Origin of the sequence: Micromonospora sp. NPDC000316, from assembly GCF_042898885.1 — a bacterium.
Taxonomy (GTDB): domain Bacteria; phylum Actinomycetota; class Actinomycetes; order Mycobacteriales; family Micromonosporaceae; genus Micromonospora.
In genome coordinates, this window is sequence record NZ_JBIAZG010000006.1 from 239,960 (window position 1) to 261,561 (window position 21,602).

Consider the following 21,602-nt stretch of genomic DNA (forward strand, 5'->3'; position numbering starts at 1 on the left):
GGGACGCATGGCGAACATCGCGTACGACCGCAAAGAGCAGGTCCAGCAGATCGAGAGCGGACTCCTCGACGGCGAGCAGATCATCGCCGTCTACGACGCCGTGGGCACCGGCACCGGGTTCATCGGGCTGACCGACCGGCGGGTGATCATCCAGGACCGCTCCTTCGTCGGGAAGCGGTTCGCGATCACCAGCATCCCGTACTCGAAGATCACCAGCGTGAGCGTGGTCAGCAACAAGTCCTGGGGCGGCTCGTTCTTCTCCACCGGGTCGATCGCCATCCACGTCGGCACGCACACCTACGAGGTGGAGTTCCGTGGTGCGCAGAAGAGCCACCACGTGCACAACGTGATCCTGCACCACATCTCCTGACCGCACGGTCCGCTGTGGGCCCGGCCGGCGTTATTGCCTTGCCGGGCCCTCGGCGTGTCTGGTGTCCTCGGTCGACGGCCACGCGAAGGGAGCAGTGCCATGCCCAACACGACGACGTTCCTCCGACCTGACGTCCCCCACGCTGAGGAATCGAGACTTCGTGAGCAGATCTGCTGTCCTGACCGCGGCGCCGCCGCGCGCCACTGACACCAACCCTGGAGGCCGCTGATGTCGGTCTTCGACGATCCCGGCCTCTTCGGCCGGCTGTGGGCCGCCGACTACGACAGCGGCGACACCAACCCCGACCCGATGCCCGCCGTGGACTTCCTGGCCGACCTGGCCGATGGCGGCCCGGCCCTCGAACTGGCGATCGGCACCGGCCGGGTCGCACTGCCGCTGGCCGAGCGCGGCCTCACCGTGCACGGCGTCGAGGCGTCCGAGGAGATGCTTGCACAGATGCGGGCCAAGCCCGGAGGCGACCAGATTCCGGTGGTGGTCGCCGACATGGCCGACGTACCGGTGCAGGGTGAGTTCCGGCTCGCGTACCTGGTCTTCAACACGCTGTTCAACCTGGTCGACGCCGAGCGGCAGGCGGACCTCTTCCGCAACGTCGCCCGGGTGATGTCGCCCGGCGGCGCGTTCGTCATCGAGGCGTTCGTGCCGGACCCGCGCGACTTCGACGCCGACGAGCAGGTGGAGGTCCGTGCCGTGACCGAGGACTCGGCGACGATCCGGCTGCACCAGTACGACCGGCCCGCGCAGCGATTCATCCGGCAGACCATCACGTTCGACGGGGACGGTGTGCACCTGTCGCCGTTCGCCATGCGGTACGCCTGGCCGCACCAGATCGACGAGATGGCGCAGCAGGCGGGGCTCCGGCTCACCGAGCGGTACGCCGACTGGCACCGGCGGCCGTTCACCGCCGACAGTCCGGCGCACATCTCCGTCTACCGGGCGGCGTAGCGACTGATCGACTCGGGTTCCTTGAAAGCGGGGGGTCAGGGACACCTCGACACCCCGGTTTCCTGGAACCCGAGTCGATCATCGCCGGCAGCTACCGGCTGGGCGACGTCCTCGCGTGCCGCGGCGCCGCGGCAACTGGCGGGCCGCCACAGCATCAAGATCCGCCGCAGGCGGCATCGCTTGACCAACGCGCGACCGGCAACCGCCGACGACACCGCTACGATCACTGGGTGGTTGCCCCCAGCGGTGTCACGGACGCGGAACGGTTACGCCGCATTGAGGCCGTAACCGATGCCACGCTGTCCCGACTCGACGCCGCCGACCTCTTCGACGAGCTGCTCGATCGGGTCCGCGAACTGCTGGGCGTCGACACCGCCGCCATCCTGCTGCTCGACGTGCACGCCCGGCAACTCGTGGCCACCGCCGCCAAAGGGCTGGAAGAGGAGGTCCGGCAAGCCTTCCGGGTCTCCATCGGCCGAGGCTTCGCCGGCCGGATCGCCCTGACCCGCCAACCAGTGATCATCGAGCATGTCACCGCCCAGCAGGTGGTCAACCCGGTCCTGTTACAGACCGGCGTGAAATCCCTGCTCGGTGTGCCGATCTTCGCCCGCGGTGAGCTCATCGGCGTCCTGCACGTGGGGACCCTCACCCCACGCCGATTCGTCCCGGACGACGTCCGGCTGCTCGAACTCGTCGCCGACCGCATCGGCGTGGCCAACCAGGCCCGTGTTCACAGCCTGGACCAGAACGCCGCGCTTGCCCTGCAACGAAGTTTGCTTCCCACCGAGTTGCCCAAGGTGCCGAATCTGGAGATGGCCGCCCGGTACGTCCCCGGTCACGCCTCCGGCGTCGGCGGGGACTGGTATGACGTCTTTCCCCTGCCCTCCGGATGGCTGGGAGTGGTCATCGGTGACGTGTCAGGGCACGGGTTGCAGTCAGCGGTGGTGATGGGACGGATCCGGAGTGCCCTTCGCGCGTACGCCCTGGTCTCGGACGACCCGGCGGAGGCGCTGACCCTCCTCGATCGGAAGGTCAACCACTTCGAGACCGGAAGCCTCAGCACCGCCCTCTACGCGATGATCTCCCCTGACGGCGCCACCATCAAGGTCTCCCTGGCGGGTCATCTGCGTCCCGTGATGGTCGTGCCCGCGCAGCCCGCCGTCCTGCTCTCCGCCAAGGTCGACCCACCGCTCGGCATTGGCTTCCGGGTTCCGCAGCGGCACAGTACGGCGGTGGAGTTCCCGCCGGGCGCGGTGCTTGTCTGCTACACCGACGGGCTCGTCGAACGCCGCGGCGAAACGATCGACGTCGGCATCGCCCGTCTGACGGCTGCCGTTCCGCTCGCCTCTGCCGACGCCGTCTGCGCCGCCGTCATGGCCACTCTCGACACCGAGAACCCGAACGACGACATCGCCATGCTGGCCATCCGCCGCACACCTTCCTGAGCGAAGCTCGCGGTGGCGATCCGGTGAGGGCGTCCCCCAGCACTTACGGCAGACGAAGCGCACGACGTGCGCCGGCAGCCCGGACACGGCCGCAGTCCGGTTTCCTGCGCCAACTGATCTTCGGCACCGCTGCGCGGCGTTCCCCGCACCTGATCGGATCGGACCTCTACGGTCGGGCACGGCCAGGGGTTGTTCGGTCAGGCTTGGCAGCGAAGGGAGGCCTCGTGATCGCGGCACTCAACAGGCTTGTCGACCTGGTCGAGGAGCACCTCACCGAGGAACTCGACGTCAACGGGCTGGCCAGGTCGCTCGGCACCACCGAATACCACCTGCGCCGGATGTTCTCGTCGTTGGCCGGCATGTCGCTGTCGGAGTACGTACGCCGGCGTCGCATGACCGTGGCCGCTGCCGACGTCGTCCGGGGGGAGGGCGATCTGCTGAGCATCGCCGTCCGGCACGGGTACGGCTCGACCGAGGCGTTCGGACGGGCGTTCCGGGCTGTCCACGGTGCCAGCCCCGGTGACGTACGCCGCGACGGAGGTCCCCTTCGCAGTCAACCGCAGGTGAAGTTCCGCCTGACCGTCGAAGGGAGCATCCCCATGGACACTCGCATCGTGGACCGCCCCGCGTTCCGGCTCGCCGGCCACGCGGCCCGCGTCCCGTTCATCCACCAGGGCATCAACCCACACATCCAACAGCACATCTCCGGCCTGCCGATGGAGGCGCATCTCCGGTTGAAGGCCCTCAGCGACACCGACCCGGCGGGGCTGCTCCAGGTGAGCGACAACGTCGAGCCCGACGCCGCCGAGGGCAGCGAACTGACGTACCTGCACGGGGTCGCCGTATCCCGCGACACGCCCATCCCCGACGACCTCGACGCCATCGAGGTACCGGCCGGCAGGTGGGCCGTCTTCCGCACCTCCGGGCCGCATCCGCAGGCCCTCCAGGACACCTGGGCCGCGACCGCGACCGAGTGGTTCCCGTCCAACCCGTGGCGCCTGCGGCCGGGACCGTCGATCGTCGCCATCCTCGATCGCGCGGACGACTTCAGCACCGCGACCTGCGAGCTGTGGCTACCCGTCGAACCGGCGTAACGGACCGGACCGGTCGTGTCCGCCGAGATGCACTGCCTTGGCTCATCGTCGACGACCTGGCGGCGCTACTCGGCGGGCTGCGCACCATCCGGCCGGACTACCCAAGGGCACCACTCGGAGGAAGGCACCCGCCGGGCGGTCGACGATGCCTAAGGTTGTGCCCCCGAGGCGCCCCAGAGCGACGTTCCAACTGCCTGACCTGCGCAACAGGCCGGACTCAGACGTTGAAGCGGAACTCCACCACGTCGCCGTCCTGCATGACGTACTCCTTGCCCTCGATGCGGACCTTGCCCGCCGCCTTGGCCGCCGCCATCGAACCGGCCGCGACCAGGTCGTTGTAGGAAACCACCTCGGCCTTGATGAAGCCGCGCTGGAAGTCGCTGTGGATGACACCCGCGGCCTCCGGCGCGGTGGCGCCTACCGGGACGGTCCAGGCGCGTGCTTCCTTGGGGCCGGCGGTGAGGTACGTCTGGAGGCCGAGGGTGCGGAAGCCGACCCGGACGAGCTGGTTGAGGCCGGGCTCGTTCTGACCGATCGACTCCAGCAGCTCGCGGGCCTCGTCCTCGGGCAGGTCCACCAGCTCAGATTCGATCTTGGCGTCCATGAAGACGGCTTCGGCGGGGGCGACCAGGGCGCGCAGCTCGTCGAGGAACGTCTCGTTGGCCAGCTCGGCCTCGTCGACGTTGAAGACGTACAGGAAGGGCTTGGTGGTGAGCAGGTGCAGTTCGCGCAGGTGCTCCAGCTCGATCTTGGCGGCGGCGGCCCCGGAGTAGAGGGTGGTGCCGCCGTCGAGCACCTCGATGGCCGCCTTCGCGGCGGCGACCGCGGCCAGGCGGTCCTTGCGGAGCTTGGCCTCCTTCTCCAACCGTGGCAGCGCCTTGTCGAGGGTCTGCAGGTCGGCGAGGATCAGCTCGGTGTTGATCGTCTCGATGTCGTCGGCCGGGGAGACCTTGCCGTCGACGTGCACCACGTTCGGGTCGGAGAAGGCCCGGACGACCTGGCAGATCGCCGAGGCGTCCCGGATGTTGGCCAGGAAGGCGTTGCCCCGGCCCTGCCCCTTCGACGCGCCGCGCACCAGGCCGGCGATGTCGACGAACGACACCGGCGCGGGCAGCACCTTCTGCGAGGAGAAGATCTCGGCAAGCTTGCCGAGCCGCTCGTCGGGAAGCCCGACCACGCCGACGTTGGGCTCGATGGTGGCGAACGGGTAGTTCGCCGCCAGCACGTCGTTCTTGGTCAACGCGTTGAAAAGCGTGCTCTTGCCGACGTTGGGCAGGCCGACGATGCCGATGGTGAGACTCACGACGGGCCAGCTTACGCCGGTGCCGACCGGGCGGGTCCAGCCGGCTCCGATTCGACCGTCAGGACGGTCCAACGATCATGATCGACGGGCTGTCAGCCGATCCGGCGTGGGGCGATTATCGTCTCCTGAACGCTGCCGTCCGCTGTGCGGCTCACCTCGTACGCCGAGACGCCCTCGCGGTCGGCGACCGCCTCGACGAGCCGGGTCCCCCGGTAGACGAGGCCCACCCCGTCGTCGGTGCAGTGGCTGGTCGGCAGTGTCCCGTCGCCGACCAACTGGTGCATCAGCGGTCGCCGCTGGCCTTCGCTGTCGTAGTGCACCCCGTTGCCGTACGGCAGCCAGCCCAGCCCCTCGGTGAAGCCGCGCAGCCGAAGGCCGAAGCTGTCGGTGGCCCCGCCCACGTGCCAGCAGATCGAGCCGGCGGAGACACCGCCCAGCACCACGCCGGCCTGCCAGCACTCGTGCAGGATCTCGCCGAGCCCGTGCACCCGCCAGACCGCGACCAGGTTGGCGACGCTGCCACCACCAACCCAGATCACATCCTGGGCGAGCAGGTGGGCGCGGACATCGTCGACGTTCGGCATCGGGAACAGCGCCAGGTGCGACATGCGGAACCGGGTGTCGGCGAACGCGCCGTAGACGGCGGTCAGCGAGGTGGGCTGGTCCCCGACGGCCTGCCCGAGGTAGCAGATCCGCGGCTGCGGGCCGGCCTCGGCCAGCTCGGCCGCCAGCTCGAAGACCGGGCCGGGACGCAGATCCATCGGACCCCGGTCGCCCCGGCGGAAACCCATGCTTGTGGCGAGGATGGTCGGTTCGCTGGCGGGCATCGGGCATCCCTTTCGTTTGGGCGGTGCGGCGTCCATCCTGCCGCAGCCAGCCGGTTGCCGGGCGCGCACCCGGGCGGCCGGCCCGCTGCGCGGTTGCGGTGGGCCAGCGCGGCGGCAGTCAGTCGGGCTGCCGCTGGCGGGGCACCCGGGCCTCGGGCCGGTGCCCCGGCGGCAGCTCGTCGAGGGGCCGATCGGCCGGGGGCAGTTGCGCGGCGGCGGCACCGGGCAACGTGAACCGTTCGGCCGCGCCCGGCCCGGCCCACACCGACTCACGCAGCATCCAGCGCACCTCGTCGGCCGTCCAGCCCAGCCCAGGTCGGGCGGCGATCTCGCGGACAAGCCGCCGGCCGGGCCGGGTGTCGTCGTCGTAGAACCGCATGCACCAGTGGTGCGTCCACATGCCGAGCGCCCGCAGCCCCGCGTCGTCGAGGGAGCGAACCAGCCGGCCGCAGGCGGTATCGGAGAACGCCTGCTCGGGGTCGGCCGCCCGGTCCCGCTCGATGGCGCCGACGGCGGCCGGCGCGACGGCGCGCATGCGGCGATAGAAGGACTGCACGACCGCCCGGGGCAGCGGCGGGAACGCGCCAGGTGTCGATGCCGCCGCCCGACCCGCCACGCTCACCATCGCCGCACCCTTCTTGAGTTGGTGGCCGGACGCTACCCGGCACGACCGACACTTTCGGGTGGAAAACAGTCCGTCGTTCGCCCGGTGGGACCTCCGACGCCGCCGAGACAGCCGCCGCCAGCACGCGCCCCCGCCGGCATCGGACGGGCGGGCCGTGCGCGCACACCCAGGTCCGATTCCCGCCAGCCGGCGGCCATCCGGGCGGGGCATCATCGGTGACGTGGAGATGGACTTCGAGCGGTGCTACCGGGCCGTGGACAGCCGTGACCAGCGGTTCGACGGCTGGTTCTACACGGGCGTGACGTCCACCGGGATCTACTGCCGGCCGTCCTGCCCGGCGACCACACCCAAGCGGCAGAACGTCCGGTTCTTCCCGTCCGCAGCCGCCGCGCAGGGCGCGGGGCTGCGCGCCTGCCGCCGCTGCCGGCCGGACGCCGCGCCCGGCTCCCCCGAGTGGGACGTACGCGCCGACCTAGTCGGCCGGGCGATGCGGCTGATCGCCGACGGGGTTGTCGACCGGGACGGCGTACCCGGGTTGGCTGCCCGCCTCGGCTACACCGAGCGGCACCTGCACCGGATGCTGCACACCGAGATGGGTGCCGGGCCGCTCGCGCTGGCCCGGGCCCAGCGGGCGCAGACCGCCCGGATCCTCATCGAGACGACCGACCTGGGGATGGCCGAGGTCGCGTTCGCCGCGGGCTTCGGCAGCGTGCGGCAGTTCAACGACACAGTTCGTGAGGTGTACGCGAGCGCACCGACGGAACTGCGTACGGCCCGGAGCCGACCCGAGGCGGCGGCCGGGGCGGGGACGATCACGCTCCGGCTGGCGTACCGGCCGCCGTTGCACGCCCAGGCGCTGCTGGACTTCCTCGCGGTGCGGGCTCTGCCCGGTGTCGACGAGGTCCGCGACGGGACGTACCGCAGGGGTCTGCGGTTGCCGCACGGCACCGGCCAGGTGGCCCTGACCCCGGCGGACGGGTACGTGGCGGCGACGCTGCGCCTGACCGACCTGCGTGACCTGGCGCCGGCGGTGGCCCGCTGCCGCCGCCTGCTCGACCTGGACGCGGACCCGACAGCGGTCGACGCCACACTGGCGGCGGACCCGGCGCTGGCCCCGGCGGTGGCGGCGGAGCCAGGCATCCGGCTCCCCCGAGCGGTGGACGGCTTCGAGATGGCCGTACGCGCCGTCATCGGCCAACAGATCTCGGTCACTGCGGCCCAGAAAACCCTGACTCGCCTCCTGACCGCCCAGAACCCCGTTGATCATGAAGTTATCGCCACCGACACCGGCGCGTCGGGACAACAACTTCATGATCAACGGGGCGACGGGGGGTGGTATGGGGGGCCGGGTGGGTTGCGGGGGTTTTTGAGCGCTGAGGAGGTGCTGGAGCTGCCGGACTTGGCGTTTGGGATGCCGGTTCGGCGGCGGGAGACCTTGCGGGGGTTGGCCCGGGCCGTTGCCGACGGGGCGGTGGACCTGGCACCGGGCGGTGACCGGGAGGAAGCCGTGCGGCGGCTGCTCGCCCTGCCCGGCATCGGCCCGTGGACCGCCAAGTACCTCGCCCTGCGCGCCCTCGGGGACCCGGACGTCCTGCTCGACACCGACCTCGCTGTCCGGCGCGGCGCGACAGCGCTCGGCCTACCCGACACCACCCTCCAGGCGCACGCCGAACGCTGGCGGCCCTGGCGGTCCTACGCCACGATCAGACTCTGGAGAGCGGCATGAGCATCGACAGCAGCGGCATGAGCATCGACAGCACAACCCTGACCACTCCGACCGGCCCGCTGAGCATCCTCGCCGGCCCGGACGGCGACGTCCTGGCTGCCGGCTTCACCCCGGACCCAATGGCCCTGCTGCCCCTGATCCACCCGACGCTGCGCGCACCGTTGCGGCAGCGCACCGACCTCGGGCCCGTCACCGCCGCCGTCCGGTCCTACCTGGATGGTGACCTCGCCGCCATCGACGCGGTTCCGGTGCGACAGCACACCCGGGGCGAGTTCATGGCGCACGCCTGGCGGGTGCTGCGCGAGGTTCCGGCCGGCATACCTGTCACGTACACCGGGTACGCGGCGCTGGCCGGTCGACCACCTGCGATCCGGGCCGCCGCGGCTGCCTGCGCCCGCAACGCCGCGGCGCTGTTCGTCCCCTGCCACCGGGTCCTGCGGACCGACGGCACGCTCGGTGGTTACCGCTGGGGGCTGGACGTGAAGAAATGGCTTCTCGGTCATGAGCGGCGGTTGACAACAAGCTGACAGCTACATCGACAGTCATTGACGCTACCGTCGGGTAGTGCCTGTGGAGAGCGACGGCGACCCAGCCGCCCGGGCCGCCGCGGGCCCCCACCCCGTGCACAACCTCTGGCGGCTGCGCCGCTACCTGCGCCCGTACGCCGCCGAATTCGCCTGGCTGCTTGTCGCAGGGCTCGCCGGCACGGCCGCCAGCATCGCCGTACCCCTTGTGGTGCAGCGGGTGGTGGACGGGCCGGTGGCCCGGCACGAGCCCGGCGGTCTGCTCCAACTCGGCGGCCTGGCGCTGCTGCTCGGCGTCGTCGAGGCGGTGCTCATCTTCATCCGCCGCTGGGTGCAGTCGTCCTCGGCGGTGGGCATGGAGGCGACCCTGCGCGCCGACGTCTACGCCCACCTGCAACGGCTGCCGGCCAGCTTCCACGACCGCTGGCAGTCCGGCCAACTGCTCTCGCGGATCACAAGTGACCTGTCGGTGATCCGCCGGTTCCTCTCGTTCGGCGTCTTCTTCCTGGTGCTCAACCTGGTCACCTACGTGGTCGTGGTGGTGCTGCTGATCCGGCTGCACGCGGCGCTCGGGCTGCTGGTCGCGGCAAGCGCGGTGCCGCTGCTGCTGATCACCCGACGGTTCGGTAGGCACTACCACACGGCGTCCCGCCGAATGCAGGACCAGCAGGGCGACGTGGCGACGATGGTCGAGGAGACCGCGCAGGGCCTGCGCACCATGAAGGCGTACGGCCGGGGGCCCGAAATGGCCGCCCGCTTCGCCGGTGGCGCCCGGGCACTGCACGACACCGGCGTCGGCAAGGGCCGGCTGCTTGCCAACACCGCGGCGCTGCTCGACCTGGTGCCCAACGTGACGCTTGGCGTGGTGCTGGTGGCCGGGGCGGCAGCCGCCGCGCGGGGTGCGCTCACCATCGGCGAGTTGGTCGCGTTCGCCAGCCTCCAACTGATGCTCATCTGGCCGGTGCAGTCGCTGGGCTGGATCATCGCCAACGGTCAGGAGGCGGCGACCGCCGCCGACCGGGTCCAGGAGGTGCTGGACACCCCGCCGCAGATCGTGGACAAGCCCGGGGCGCTCGCGTTGGCGCGGGACGCGGTGCACGGACGGCTCCGCTTCGAACGCGTCGCCTTCCGCTACCCGGGCACCGCCGCGCCGGTGCTGCACGAGATCGACCTGACCATCGAGCCGGGCGAGACGCTGGCCCTGGTCGGCGCCACCGGCTGCGGCAAGAGCACGTTGCTCTCCCTCGTGCCCCGACTGCACGAGGTGACCGGCGGCCGGATCACAGTGGACGGGCACGATCTGCGCGACCTTCGGCTGGGCTCGCTGCGTCGACTGGTCGGGATGGCGTTCGAGGAACCCACGCTCTTTTCCATGTCGGTGCGCGAGAACCTCACCCTGGGCCGCCCGGACGCCGACGACGACGAGGTTCGCGCAGCCCTCGCGCTCGCCCAGGCCGATTTCGCGTACGACCTGCCGTGGGGCCTGTCCACACGTGTGGGCGAGCAGGGGCTGTCGCTCTCCGGGGGTCAGCGCCAGCGGCTGGCGCTGGCGCGGGCGGTGCTCGGCCGACCGGCGCTGCTGGTGCTCGACGATCCGCTGTCCGCCCTGGACGTTCACACCGAAGCCCTGGTCGAGGCGGCGCTGCGGCAGGTCCTGCGCAACAGCACCGCGCTGCTTGTGGTGCACCGACCCTCGACGATCTCGCTGGCCGACCGGGTCGCCCTGCTCGACGGCGGGCGGATCACCGCGATCGGCAAGCATTCCGAACTGCTGGCTACAGTGCCCGCGTACCGGGCGCTGCTCGCCGCCGAACCGCCGCCGAGCGGCGGCGACGAGTCCAGCTCACCCACCTCCGACGGCTGGGGCCTGGTGCGCTCGTGACAGTGCCGCAGCAGGCAGGCCCACCGCCAGAGGAGCAGGAGCCTGAGCTGACCCGCTGGCGCGGCACGGCCACCGACCCGGAGGCCGACCGGAGCCGGGCCGAGGAGAGCAGCCCCGAGGCGGTGGCCCGCCTGCGCCGGCACAGCCGGATCCTCCTGGCCGACCTGCTCCGGCCGCATCGGCGACGGCTCGCGGGCGCGGTCGGCCTGTTGCTGGCCCAGAACGCCGCCGCGATGGCCGGGCCGTACCTGGTCATGGTCGGCATCGACAGGGGCATCGCGCCGCTGCGGGCCGGGAACGCCGGCCCGCTCGCCGCCGTGGCCGGGGCGTTCGCCGTCGCCGCGGTGACCGAGTACGTGGCTCGCCGCGGGTTCCTGGCCCTGTCCGCCCGGATCGGCCAGGCAGTCCTTCTGGACCTGCGGCAGCGGGTGTTCGGGCACTTCCTGCGCCTGTCGGTGGGCTTCCACGAGCGCTACACCTCGGGCCGGATGGTCTCCCGGCTCACAAGTGACCTGGACTCGATCGCCGAACTGGTCGACGGCGGGATCGACAGCCTCGTGCTGGCCGCGCTGTCGATCCTGTCGGTGGCCGCCATCCTGCTCTGGATGGACCTGCCGCTGGCGGCGGTGACGCTGCTCGCGTTCCCGTTCCTGTTCCTGCTGTCCCGCTGGTTCGCGCGGGCGTCGGCAGGCGCGTACCGGCGGACCCGGGAGGCCGTCGCACTGGTCATCGTGCACTTCGTCGAGTCGATGCGGGGCATCCGGGCTGTGCAGACGTTCCGCCGGGAGCCGCGCAACCAGCGGATCTTCGTGGCGCTCGGGGACGACTACCGACGTTCCAGCCTGCACGCCTTCCGCCTGATCGCCACGTACTCCCCCGCGATCAAGCTGATCGGCAACGTCACGATCGCGGTGGTGCTCTGCTACGGCGGCTGGCGGGTGCTTGGCGGGCACACCGAGGTCGGCGTGCTCGCCGCGTTCCTGCTCTATCTGCGCCGCTTCTTCGAGCCGATGCAGGAGCTGAGCCAGTTCTACAACTCCTTGCAGTCGGCCACCGCCGCACTGGAGAAGCTGGCCGGGGTGCTCGACGAACGGCCCGCCGTCGCCGAGCCGACGCGACCTGTTCCGCTGCCGACCGGCCCCGGCCGCGGAGAGCTGACCTTCCGGGCGGTCTCGTTCGGCTACCGCCCCGGCACCCCGATCCTCGCCGGGCTGGACCTGACCGTGCCAGCCGGGCAGACCGTGGCGCTGGTCGGACCGACCGGCGCGGGCAAGTCCACGATCGCCAAGCTTGTCGCCCGGTTCCACGACCCGGACACCGGCACGGTACGCCTCGACGGGATCGACCTGCGCGACGTGGTCGACGCCGACCTGCGCCGCGCGGTGGTGCTTGTGACCCAGGAGAACCATCTGTTCAGCGGCACTGTCGCCGAGAACATCCGGTTCGGCCGCCCGGGCGCCGACGACGCCGAGATCGAGGCCGCCGCGCGGGCCATCGGCGCGCACGACTTCATCGCCGCACTGCCCGACGGGTACGCCACAGAGGTGCACCGGCGCGGCGGCCGGCTCTCCGCCGGGCAGCGGCAACTCGTCGCGTTCGCCAGGGCGTTCCTTGCCGACCCGACAGTGCTGATCCTCGACGAGGCGACATCGTCGCTTGACGTGCCGACCGAACGGCTTGTGCAGCGCGCCCTCGGCACCATCCTGCGGGATCGGACCGCCCTGGTGATCGCACACCGGCTCTCCACAGTGGAGACCGCCGACCGGGTGCTCGTCCTCGACGGTGGACGGGTCGTCGAGGACGGCCCACCCACCGTGCTGGCCGAGGCCGACGGCCGGTACGCGGCACTGCACCGGCAGTGGCGCGACTCGCTGGTCTGACTCGCTGGGCGGACTCGCTGGTCTGACTCGCTGGGCGGACTCGCTGGTCTGGGCGAGCACCGACCCGCCGTCGACGGTGAGCACCGTACCGGGTCTGCGTTGCCTGGGCCGCGGACAGCCGCAGCGACATGGTCCGGCAGTTGACCGCGATCGCCCACCAACTGCATCCGGAGCCGCCGACTGGTAACCGGCCCAACACTTGCCGTCGTGTCCCGGCCGCAACTGCGTGGCCACGCACCCTGGTGGTGCCTACGATCGCAGGATGACCGATTCGGCGAGGACCGCCCGCACCGGTGTCCCCGAGCGCCCGACCCTGGACGGGCTCGAGGAGAGCTGGGCGCGCCGCTGGCAGGAGGACGGCACGTACGCGTTCGACCGATCGAAGCCTGCCGTTCCGGATCGTGGCGCGGCGTCGGACGCGCCGGGTCGGAGTGGTCGCCGGACGGACGTGTACGCCATCGACACCCCGCCGCCCACCGTGTCGGGCGAGCTGCACATGGGTCACGTCTTCTCGTACACGCACACCGACACCGTCGCTCGATACCAGCGGATGCGCGGCAAGGTGGTCTTCTACCCGATGGGCTGGGACGACAACGGTCTGCCCACCGAGCGTCGGGTGCAGAACGTGTACGGGGTGCGCTGCGATCCGGCACTGCCGTACGACCCGGTGTGGCGGCCACCGGCGACGCCTGTCGACGAGGCGGCACGCCGCGACCCCACCCCGATCTCCCGGCGCAACTTCATCGAGCTGTGCGAGCGGTTGACGGTCGCCGACGAGCAGGTCTTCGAGGCGCTCTGGCGGCGGCTGGGGCTCTCGGTGGACTGGTCGCTGACGTACACGACGATCGGCCGGGTGGCCCGCGCGACAAGCCAGCGGGCGTTCGTGCGCAACGTGCTGCGGGGTGAGGCGTACCAGGCGGAGGCGCCGACGCTGTGGGACGTCGGCTTCGCCACCGCTGTCGCCCAGGCTGAGTTGGAGGACCGGGAGCGCCCCGGCGCCTACCACCGGCTGCGGTTCACCGGCCCGGCCGGGCGTGAGGTGCTCATCGACACCACCCGGCCCGAGTTGCTGCCGGCCTGCGTGGCGTTGGTCTGCCACCCCGACGACGAGCGGTACGCCGACCTGGTGGGCGGCACGGTGCGCAGCCCGCTGTTCGACGTCGAGGTGCCGGTGCACGCGCACCCGCTCGCCGACCCCGCGAAGGGCACCGGCGTCGCCATGGTCTGCACGTTCGGGGACCTGAGCGACGTGACCTGGTGGCGTGAGCTGCGGTTGGACACCCGAGTGGTGATCGGCCGGGACGGCAGGCTGCTTCCCGAGCCGCCGGCCGGTGTGCCGGCGCAGCCGTACGCGGCACTGGCCGGGCAGACAGTCAACGGCGCCCGCCGGGAGATCGTCGGGATGCTCGCCGACGCGGGTGACCTGATCGGCGAACCCCGCCCGATCACCCACCCGGTCAAGTTCTACGAGCGCGGCGACCGGCCACTGGAGATCGTCTCGACGCGGCAGTGGTATCTGCGCAACGGCGGCCGGGATGCCGAACTGCGGGCGACGCTGCTGGCTCGGGGCGAGGAGCTGCACTGGGTGCCGGCGCACATGAAGCACCGCTACGACCACTGGGTGGGTGGCCTCACCGGAGACTGGCTGGTCAGCCGCCAGCGGTTCTTCGGCGTGCCCGTGCCTGTGTGGTACCGGCTCGACAACGCTGGCGAGCCGGACTGGTCCCACCCTCTCACGCCTGACGAGTCGGCGCTGCCGGTCGACCCGTCAAGTGATCCGGCACCCGGCTACGACGAGTCGCAGCGCGGCCAGCCCGGTGGTTTCGTCGGCGACCCGGACGTGCTGGACACCTGGGCCACGTCGTCGCTTACCCCGCAGATCGTCGGTGGTTGGGAGACCGACCCGGAGTTGTTCGCGCAGGTCTTCCCGATGGACCTCCGCCCGCAGGGGCAGGAGATCATCCGGACCTGGCTCTTCTCCAGCGTGGTCCGCTCACACTTCGAGCACGGGGTGCTGCCCTGGCGGGACACGGTGCTCTCCGGCTGGATCCTCGACCCGGACCGCAAGAAGATGGCGAAATCCAAGGGCAACGTCGTCACCCCGCTGGCGCTGCTGGAGCAGCACGGCTCCGACGCGGTGCGCTACTGGGCGGCAAGCGGCAAGCCCGGCATGGACCTGGCCTTCGACCCCGCGCAGATCAAGGTCGGCCGACGGTTGGCCACCAAACTGCTCAACGCGTCGAAGTTCGCCCTCGGGCTGGGTGCCGCCGACGCGCTGCGCACCCCTGCGACCGCCCCACTGGACCGGGCCATGCTCGCCGAACTGTCCACCGTCGTCACCGCCGCGGGCACCGCCTTCGACGCGTACGACCACACGGCCGCGTTGCAGGCGACCGAGGCGTTCTTCTGGCGGCTCTGCGACGACTACATCGAGTTGGTCAAGGAACGCGCCTACGGCACCGGAGCGGGTGCCGAATCGGCGCGGGCGGCGCTCGCCTCGGCGCTGTCGGTGCAGCTACGACTGTTCGCGCCGGTGCTGCCGTACGTCACCGAGGAGGTCTGGTCGTGGTGGCGGTACGGCTCGGTGCACCGCGCGACGTGGCCCACCACGTACGAGGTGGCCTCGACGATCGAGGGAACGGGTGAGCCGGCGCTGCTGCGGCTTGCCGGTGACGCGTTGAGCCAGGTGCGGCGGGCCAAGTCCGAGCGGAAGCTGTCGATGAAGGCGGACGTGCCGCTTGCCGAGGCGCTCGGCCCGGCCGAGCTGCTGGAACAGCTCACGCTTGTCGCCGACGACCTGCGCGCGGCCGGCCGGATCGGCAAGCTCGACCTGCTCCCCGACCGCACTCCAAATCTCGTCATCGCCTGCGCCTTCTGATCCTTTCACCTCACCAGCCGCGTAGGAAACGCAGCCCGAGCAGGAACGCGATCACGGCGGGGCCCACCAGCAGGGTGATCGCCTGGAGGCGGTACGGCATCCGGTGCCGGGCCAACTCGACGGCGTTGCCCAGCACGATGGCCCCGGCCAGCATCAGGAACGCACCCCACCAACCGGTCTCCAGCCGGATCAGGTCCAGTCGGATCAGTTGCAGGGTCACGCCGAGCAGGGCTGCGGTAAGCGCGAGCAGGGCCACCGCCCGGTGCAGGCCACGGGCCAGCCTGTCGTCCGCCCGCCAACCGTAGGTGCCGGCGACCGCCAGGCAGGGCAGCACCACCATCAGCGGCCACCCCCGCCCCATCACGCCGAACATCAGCAGCGCGCCCGCCGTGAACACCAGGCCACCGACGCAGGCCAGCACGTACCCGGCGAAGGCCCGGCCGCCGCCCCGAACCAGCAACGGCCCGCCGCTCGCCGCGATCAACGCGGCCGGGATCACGATGAACACGGCCCACCAGTGGAACTGGCCGGTGCCCTGAGCGGCAGTGGCGACAGTGGCGCAGGCCACCCCGGCGACCGCCAGGCTGGTAAGCCAGGGCCGGCTCCTCCGGGAGTATTCAGCCAACGACGTCTGCTCCGCTTCGACGCTCACGCCCACCAGCCTGGCCGGCAGTGGCCCGACCGGTCCATCCGGCCAGCCCTACCGCCCTGCGGGGGCTGGCCGGAACACCGTCTCGCACCGACCTCAGCTCGTCTCGCCGGCCACGCTGAAGGAGCGCAGGCGGTCGATGGCCAGCACGGTGAACCCGATGCTCACAAGCGCGGTCATCACCGATGCCACGGGCACCGACACCGTCGTCTCCAGCAGCCCGGTGGGGGCGATCCGGTCGGCAAGCGCGATCACGTACTGCTGGATGGAGAGCACCTTCGTGCCGCTGACGAAGTTACCCAGCAGCCCCTCCCAGATCAGCACGTAGACCAGGCCGAGCAGCACCGGCCGCCGGGTGACCAGGCTGAGCGCGAGGAAGAACGCCGAGTACGCCAGCGCGCCGAGCGCGCCCGCGAAGGCGAGCGCCAGGCCGAGGCGTACCGAATCGGCGAGCACGCCCGCGACGTAGAGCGGCACCGCGACGGTGGCCGCGGTGACCCCGGCGGACACCGCGAGCTTCGGCAGCACGATCTGCCAGCGCGGCAGCGGCTTGGTAAGGATGTGCACCACAGTGCCGTCGTCGATCTCGGCACCCAGCACGCCGGTGCCGATGATCAGCGCGACGACCGGCAGCACCACCGCCAACCCGAGGCCGACGAGCACCGCGGGCGCCCACTGGCGCGGGTCCACCCCCAGCGACCGGCAGAGCACGGCCAGCCCGAGCAGCACCAACGGCAGCGGGAGCAGCAGCAGGAACCGACGGCGGCCGAACAGCCCGCGCGCGGTGATCCAGGTAACTGTCGACATGTCAGCTTCTTTCGTTCGTGACTGCGGGGCTCACTCGCTGCGCTCGTTCACTCCTCGCACTCACGGGTCAGGCCTCCACGAGGTAGGAGAAGACGCTCTCCAGGGACTCGTCGGACGGCACCAGTTGCCGCACCCGGATGCCCCGGGTCAGTGCGATCCGGGGCAACGCCCGGGTGAAGGCGCCGTAGTCACCGGCCCGCACGGTCAGGCCGGTGCGGTCCAGCTCGACGCCACTTACCGACTCCTCGGCGATCAGCGCCACGGCCAGCGCCCGGTCGTCGGTGGAGCGCACCGCGAAGACGTGCGGGCGGTTGGTCATCAGCCGACGGATGGTCCGGAAGTCACCGGAGGCGGCCAGCCGGCCGGCCACCATCACCTGCACCGTGCCGGAGACCTGCTCGACCTCCTCCAGGATGTGCGAGCTGAACAGGATGGTCCGGCCGGCGTCGCCCAGGTTGTGCAGCAGCTCCATCATGTGCAGCCGTTGGCGCGGGTCCATGCCGTTGAACGGCTCGTCGAGCAGCAGCACCTGCGGATCGTGCACCATCGCGGCGGCCACCCGTGCCCGCTGCCGCATGCCCTTGGAGTACGTGCCGATCCGGCGGTCCTGCGCCGAGGCCAGCTCCACCAGGTCGATGGCCCGTCGGGCCGCCGCCGCCGGGTCGGGCAGCCGGTGCAGTTTCGCGCTCGCCAGCACGAACTCGTACGCGCTGAGGTAGCTCTGCACCGCCTCCCGCTCGCTGACCAGCCCCAGCCGCCGGTAGACGTCGGGGTTGCGCCAGGTCGGCTCGTCGTCCAGGGTCACCGTGCCGCGCGACGGGGAGAGGAAACCGGCCATCATGTGCAGCAGCGTGGTCTTGCCGGCGCCGTTCGGGCCGAGCAGACCGGTCACGCCCGGCCCGAGATCCATGCTGATGTCGTTGACCGCGACCACGTTGCCGTACCACCGGGACACCCCGGTCAGGCTCAGCGTGCTCATCAGGATGCGACCTTCCGGTAGCGAGCCAGCAGGAGGGTGGTCGCGCCGGCGACCAACAGCACCGCGGCCAGGGCGTAGACCGGGCCGAACCCGCCGATCATCATCTCGCCCGGATCACCCTCGACCAGCAGGTCACCCAGCGACCAGATGCCCACCCCCTGCACGAGGGTGGAGGGGGAGGCCAGGCCGGCCAGTTCGTTGGCCGTCGTCGACGGCAGGATGCTCAGCACCCCGACGATCGGGGTGGTCATCAGGAAGACCGCAACCACCCCACCGGCGGCGAAGGCGCGCTTGCCGGTCAGCGAGGCGACAAGCAGCCCGACCGAGGCGAAGACCACCGCCCACAGCCCGGCATAGAGCAGCCCGGGCAGCAGGTCGAGCAGCTCGTTCCACACCCCGCGCATGCCCTGCTTGGTGGTGAAGGCGGCACCCAGGAACATCAGCAGCTGCGGCCCGCCGAGCAATAGCCAGAGGGCGGTGACCAGCGCCAGCAGCTTGGCCAGCGCGTAGTCGGTGCGCGGCAGCGGCCGGGAGAAGTACAGCGGCAGCACACCGCTGCGCAGGTCACGGGAGACCAGCTCCGGAGCGACGACCGCGACGAAGAAGATGACAAGCCAGCTCATCGCGTCGGCGAACTGGGCGTACGTGGCGACCGGCTCGCCGATCTGGCTGCGTATGGCGGCCAGGGCCACCGCGACCAGAGCGACGATGCCGACCACCAACCAGGGGAAGATCTTGGCCTTGGCGCTGCGGCCGAACCCGAACGCGGTCCGCAGGCCGTGCACGTAGAGCGCGCCGAAGACCTGCCGGCGACCCAGGCGTGGACCCTCGTAGCGCTGGTAGCCGATGTCGTGGATGACGCCTGTCGGCGTGGACCGCGCGGCGGCGGAGGACAGCTCAGGCATGGGACAGCTCCCTCGTGGCGAAGAGTTCGGCCACCCGGTGCCGGCGCTGGTCCAGTCGGTGTAGCGGCAGGTCCAAATCGGCGACCGCACCGAGGATCAGGTCGTAGGTGCTGTCGTCGGCGAGTGGCACGAGCAGCAGCCGGCCGTCCCGCGCCACCGGCAGGTCGAGCGCGGCGAGCCGTGCGGCCAACTCCTCGGTGCCCTCGCTGACCTCGACGGCAAGCACGTCGGTGGCCGAGGTCATCGCGGAGATGTGGTCGGCGCGCAGCAGCCTGCCGCCGTCGATGGCGACAAGCGTGTCGCAGATGCGCTCGACCTCGCCCAGCAGGTGCGAGCAGACCAGCACGGAGATGCCGAACTCGGTGCCGATCCGGTGCACCAACGCCAGCATGGCGTCCCGGCCGGCTGGGTCCAGCCCGTTCGTCGGCTCGTCGAGGAGCAGCAGGTCGGGGTCGTGCACAAGCGCCTGCGCCAGCTTGACCCGCTGCTTCATGCCTGTGGAGTAGCCGCCCACCGGGCGGTAGCGCTCCTCGTAGAGCCCGACGTGCCGCAGCGCCTCGGAGGCGCGCTCGCGGGCGGCGGTGCGGGGCAGGCCGCTCATCCGGCCGAGGTGGGTCACCAGCTCGGCGGCGGACAGGTCCGGCGGGAGACAGTCGTGTTCGGGCATGTAGCCGACGCGGGCGCGGACCGCCGCCGGATCGGCGGTCGGGTCGATGCCGAGCACCGAGACCTGACCGCTGGTCGGGGGAATCAGGCCGAGCAGGATCTTGATCAAGGTGGATTTGCCGGCACCGTTGGCGCCCACCAGACCGATGATCCCGGGCTCGACGGCGACGGTGAGGTCGGCCAGCGCGGTGACCCGACCTCCGTACGTCTTGGTGAGCGACTGGGTCGCGATCAGTGTCACGACGTCAGCGTATGGAGTCGAGGGCCCCCGTGGGCACCGGCGCGCCCCGGGTGCTCCCCTGATCCTCGCGTCAGTCGACCCCTAAGGTCCGACATCGAGTACGGCCGACGTTTGCGCCGGTCCGGCAGGCGGCCAGACCCCGCCGCCGAAATGACTGGTCCCTGATGGCACGATTCACATTCCGTTCACCGGGCAGTGTTCCCCAGGACATCCGGCCGCCGACGCGGGAGGAATCGTGATGGTCGAGGTTGGCGTCCCCAAGGTGAGTGTCGTCGTACCGGCGTACAACAGCGGCCGGAACATCGAGAAGCTGGTGTCGTCGCTGCTGCGCCAGTCGCTGCCGGCCGGCGAGTTCGAGGTGATTTTCGTCGACGACGGTTCGACCGACACCACCGGCAAGCGGTTGGACCGGCTGGCCGACGCGCACCCGCACATCCGGGTGCTGCACATCGAGAACTCGGGCTGGCCGTCGCGCCCGCGCAACCTGGGCATCGACCACGCCCGCGGCGAGTACGTCTTCTTCGCCGACGACGACGACTGGTTCGCCGATCAGGCGCTGGAGCGGCTCTACGCCTGCGCGACGACGTACGACGCGGACGTGGTGATCGGCAAGATGGCCGGGCACAGGCGCGGTGTGCCCCGGGAGTTGTTCCGGAAGAACCGCTTCGACGCCACCCTGGCGAACGCCCCGCTTATCGACAGCCTCACCTGCCACAAGCTGTTCCGTCGCTCGTTCCTCGACGAGCACGGGCTGCGGTTCCCGGAGGGCGGCAAGCGGCGGCTCGAGGACCACTCGCTTGTCGTGCGGGCCTACTTCAAGTCCCGCCGCACATGCGTGCTGTCCGACTACACCTGCTACCACCACGCCCAGCGGGGCGACGCCAGCAACGTCACGGCGGCGCTTATGGAGCCGTCGAGCTACTTCGCGAGTGTGCGGGACGCGCTGGACATCGTCGACGCCCACACCGAGCCGGGTCCGCTGCGGGACCGGCTGCACCGGCGGTGGTTGCGCAACGAGATGACCAACCGGCTGCGTGGCAAGCGGATGCTGGAGGCCCCCGAGGACTGGGTGGATCAGGTCGCCCTGGAGGTCCAGAAGATCATCACGGAGCGGTTCGCGCCAGGTGTCGCCGCCGGCCTGCCGCCGCTGCAACGGGCCGTGGCCTTCCTGGCCGGGCAGGGCCGGGTCGCGGACCTGCGCCGGCTGGCCCGCTGGGAGGCGGGCGTCGCCGGGCACAGCAGGATCGACGAGTTCCGGCCCGACGAGCACACGATCACGATGACCGTCGCCGCCGAACTGCGCTCCGAGGGCCAGCCGATCGGCTTCCGCTCCGACGACGAGCGGGACGTGCTCGTGCTCCCGGTCGACGAGATCGCCCCCGAGGTCCTCGACGCCACCCAGCAGGTCCGCAAGGCGCGGCTGGATCTGGTCGCCCGCCGTCGGGAGACCGGCGACGAGATCTTCCTCCCGGTGACCTTCCAGACCGAGCGGGCCGGCGATCAGGCCGCCGGGGAGACCGTCCACCTGGTGCACCGGGCCACCACCACGATCGACTTCCGCACCCTCAACGGCGGCCGGACCCGGGGCAGTTGGCTCGTCAAGGCACGGATCACCAATGCCGGGTGGACGGAGGACGCGCCGCTGCCGCTGATCTTCGTCTGCCGGGCCGACGGTGCCCGCCCGCGCATCCGCGACGAGCGGAAAGTCTGGAACCGTCTGCGGTCTGCGGTGGGTCGCCGGGTCCGCCGCTGACCGGCCCGCCCGGCTCGTGGAGTGGCGGCCTCGACCGATCGGCGGTCGGCTGCGAAACTGTGTGCCGATCACCGAGTGGGGGGTG

18 protein-coding genes are annotated in these 21,602 nt (G+C 71.1%); 10 read left to right on the forward strand and 8 right to left on the reverse strand.

The features are described from left to right. Nucleotides 1-7 precede the first annotated feature (7 nt). From ACFY2Q_RS15970 to ACFY2Q_RS15985, 4 genes are all read left to right on the forward strand, one after another. Nucleotides 8-370, forward strand: a complete 363-nt coding sequence (locus ACFY2Q_RS15970) for a PH domain-containing protein (RefSeq protein ID WP_282256748.1) — start codon at nt 8-10, stop codon at nt 368-370. Between the two features lie 228 nt (nt 371-598). Beyond that, nucleotides 599-1,333: a class I SAM-dependent methyltransferase gene (locus ACFY2Q_RS15975; protein WP_387130763.1), complete on the forward strand. Its 735-nt coding sequence runs from the start codon at nt 599-601 to the stop codon at nt 1,331-1,333. Between the two features lie 230 nt (nt 1,334-1,563). Beyond that, on the forward strand, nt 1,564-2,778 hold the full coding sequence (locus ACFY2Q_RS15980; RefSeq protein ID WP_387130765.1) for a PP2C family protein-serine/threonine phosphatase: 1,215 nt from the start codon (nt 1,564-1,566) through the stop codon (nt 2,776-2,778). A gap of 224 nt (nt 2,779-3,002) precedes the next feature. Further along, nucleotides 3,003-3,872, forward strand: a complete 870-nt coding sequence (locus ACFY2Q_RS15985; RefSeq protein ID WP_387130766.1) for a GyrI-like domain-containing protein — start codon at nt 3,003-3,005, stop codon at nt 3,870-3,872. Nucleotides 3,873-4,089: 217 nt separating this feature from the next. On the opposite strand, the gene ychF is transcribed toward ACFY2Q_RS15985, so the two are convergent. The 3 genes from ychF to ACFY2Q_RS16000 form a co-directional block, all read right to left on the reverse strand. Further along, a complete protein-coding gene (gene ychF / locus ACFY2Q_RS15990; RefSeq protein WP_387130768.1) occupies nt 4,090-5,175 on the reverse strand; it encodes a redox-regulated ATPase YchF in 1,086 nt (361 codons plus the stop codon). Nucleotides 5,176-5,267: 92 nt separating this feature from the next. Then, entirely contained in the window at nt 5,268-6,002 is a 735-nt protein-coding gene (locus ACFY2Q_RS15995; protein ID WP_387130770.1) for a Type 1 glutamine amidotransferase-like domain-containing protein, read from the reverse strand. 118 nt (nt 6,003-6,120) lie between these two features. Next, nucleotides 6,121-6,627, reverse strand: a complete 507-nt coding sequence (locus tag ACFY2Q_RS16000; RefSeq protein WP_387130772.1) for a hypothetical protein — start codon at nt 6,625-6,627, stop codon at nt 6,121-6,123. A 220-nt stretch (nt 6,628-6,847) separates the two neighbouring features. Between ACFY2Q_RS16000 and ACFY2Q_RS16005 the strand changes: the two genes are divergently transcribed. The 5 genes from ACFY2Q_RS16005 to valS all read left to right on the forward strand — a co-directional run bounded on the left by ACFY2Q_RS16005 (nt 6,848) and on the right by valS (nt 15,517). Then, the gene (locus tag ACFY2Q_RS16005; protein WP_387130774.1) at nt 6,848-8,353 is read left to right on the forward strand and encodes a DNA-3-methyladenine glycosylase 2 family protein; all 1,506 of its coding nucleotides are present in this window, start codon (nt 6,848-6,850) and stop codon (nt 8,351-8,353) included. Nucleotides 8,354-8,370: 17 nt separating this feature from the next. Beyond that, nucleotides 8,371-8,880, forward strand: a complete 510-nt coding sequence (locus ACFY2Q_RS16010; protein ID WP_387130947.1) for a methylated-DNA--[protein]-cysteine S-methyltransferase — start codon at nt 8,371-8,373, stop codon at nt 8,878-8,880. Between the two features lie 37 nt (nt 8,881-8,917). Then, nucleotides 8,918-10,759, forward strand: coding sequence for an ABC transporter ATP-binding protein (locus ACFY2Q_RS16015; RefSeq protein ID WP_387130775.1), 1,842 nt, complete (start codon nt 8,918-8,920; stop codon nt 10,757-10,759). Next, a complete protein-coding gene (locus ACFY2Q_RS16020) occupies nt 10,756-12,639 on the forward strand; it encodes an ABC transporter ATP-binding protein (RefSeq protein WP_387130777.1) in 1,884 nt (627 codons plus the stop codon). The genes ACFY2Q_RS16015 and ACFY2Q_RS16020 overlap by 4 nt, the downstream gene beginning before the upstream one ends. Before the next feature lie 262 nt (nt 12,640-12,901). Then, nucleotides 12,902-15,517 (forward strand): valine--tRNA ligase, encoded by a 2,616-nt coding sequence (gene valS / locus ACFY2Q_RS16025; protein ID WP_387130779.1) that lies wholly within the window; start codon nt 12,902-12,904, stop codon nt 15,515-15,517. Nucleotides 15,518-15,527: 10 nt separating this feature from the next. On the opposite strand, the gene ACFY2Q_RS16030 is transcribed toward valS, so the two are convergent. From ACFY2Q_RS16030 to ACFY2Q_RS16050, 5 genes are all read right to left on the reverse strand, one after another. Beyond that, entirely contained in the window at nt 15,528-16,169 is a 642-nt protein-coding gene (locus tag ACFY2Q_RS16030; RefSeq protein WP_387130780.1) for a hypothetical protein, read from the reverse strand. A 93-nt stretch (nt 16,170-16,262) separates the two neighbouring features. Further along, a complete protein-coding gene (locus tag ACFY2Q_RS16035; protein WP_387130782.1) occupies nt 16,263-16,973 on the reverse strand; it encodes an ABC transporter permease subunit in 711 nt (236 codons plus the stop codon). Between the two features lie 67 nt (nt 16,974-17,040). Further along, entirely contained in the window at nt 17,041-17,952 is a 912-nt protein-coding gene (locus ACFY2Q_RS16040; RefSeq protein WP_387130784.1) for an ABC transporter ATP-binding protein, read from the reverse strand. Next, nucleotides 17,952-18,857, reverse strand: coding sequence for an ABC transporter permease (locus ACFY2Q_RS16045; RefSeq protein WP_387130785.1), 906 nt, complete (start codon nt 18,855-18,857; stop codon nt 17,952-17,954). Before ACFY2Q_RS16045 ends, ACFY2Q_RS16040 begins: the two co-directional genes overlap by 1 nt. Continuing rightward, nucleotides 18,850-19,764 (reverse strand): ABC transporter ATP-binding protein, encoded by a 915-nt coding sequence (locus ACFY2Q_RS16050; protein ID WP_387130787.1) that lies wholly within the window; start codon nt 19,762-19,764, stop codon nt 18,850-18,852. The genes ACFY2Q_RS16045 and ACFY2Q_RS16050 overlap by 8 nt, the downstream gene beginning before the upstream one ends. A gap of 238 nt (nt 19,765-20,002) precedes the next feature. On the opposite strand from ACFY2Q_RS16050, the gene ACFY2Q_RS16055 reads away from it, so the two are divergent. Further along, nucleotides 20,003-21,517 carry a glycosyltransferase family 2 protein gene (locus ACFY2Q_RS16055; protein ID WP_387130788.1) on the forward strand — a complete coding sequence of 505 codons (1,515 nt, stop codon included), beginning with the start codon at nt 20,003-20,005 and terminating at the stop codon, nt 21,515-21,517. Nucleotides 21,518-21,602: the final 85 nt, after the last annotated feature.

What these genes read in the sequence shown, in the direction of transcription:
- ACFY2Q_RS15970 (WP_282256748.1), top strand. Translation starts at nt 8, where the DNA reads ATGGCGAACATCGCGTACGACCGCAAAGAGCAGGTCCAGCAGATCGAG.
- ACFY2Q_RS15975 (WP_387130763.1), top strand. Translation starts at nt 599, where the DNA reads ATGTCGGTCTTCGACGATCCCGGCCTCTTCGGCCGGCTGTGGGCCGCC.
- ACFY2Q_RS15995 (WP_387130770.1), bottom strand. Translation starts at nt 6,002, where the DNA reads ATGCCCGCCAGCGAACCGACCATCCTCGCCACAAGCATGGGTTTCCGC.
- ACFY2Q_RS16000 (WP_387130772.1), bottom strand. Translation starts at nt 6,627, where the DNA reads ATGGTGAGCGTGGCGGGTCGGGCGGCGGCATCGACACCTGGCGCGTTC.
- ACFY2Q_RS16010 (WP_387130947.1), top strand. Translation starts at nt 8,371, where the DNA reads ATGAGCATCGACAGCACAACCCTGACCACTCCGACCGGCCCGCTGAGC.
- valS (WP_387130779.1), top strand. Translation starts at nt 12,902, where the DNA reads ATGACCGATTCGGCGAGGACCGCCCGCACCGGTGTCCCCGAGCGCCCG.
- ACFY2Q_RS16035 (WP_387130782.1), bottom strand. Translation starts at nt 16,973, where the DNA reads ATGTCGACAGTTACCTGGATCACCGCGCGCGGGCTGTTCGGCCGCCGT.
- ACFY2Q_RS16040 (WP_387130784.1), bottom strand. Translation starts at nt 17,952, where the DNA reads ATGAGCACGCTGAGCCTGACCGGGGTGTCCCGGTGGTACGGCAACGTG.
- ACFY2Q_RS16045 (WP_387130785.1), bottom strand. Translation starts at nt 18,857, where the DNA reads ATGCCTGAGCTGTCCTCCGCCGCCGCGCGGTCCACGCCGACAGGCGTC.
- ACFY2Q_RS16055 (WP_387130788.1), top strand. Translation starts at nt 20,003, where the DNA reads ATGGTCGAGGTTGGCGTCCCCAAGGTGAGTGTCGTCGTACCGGCGTAC.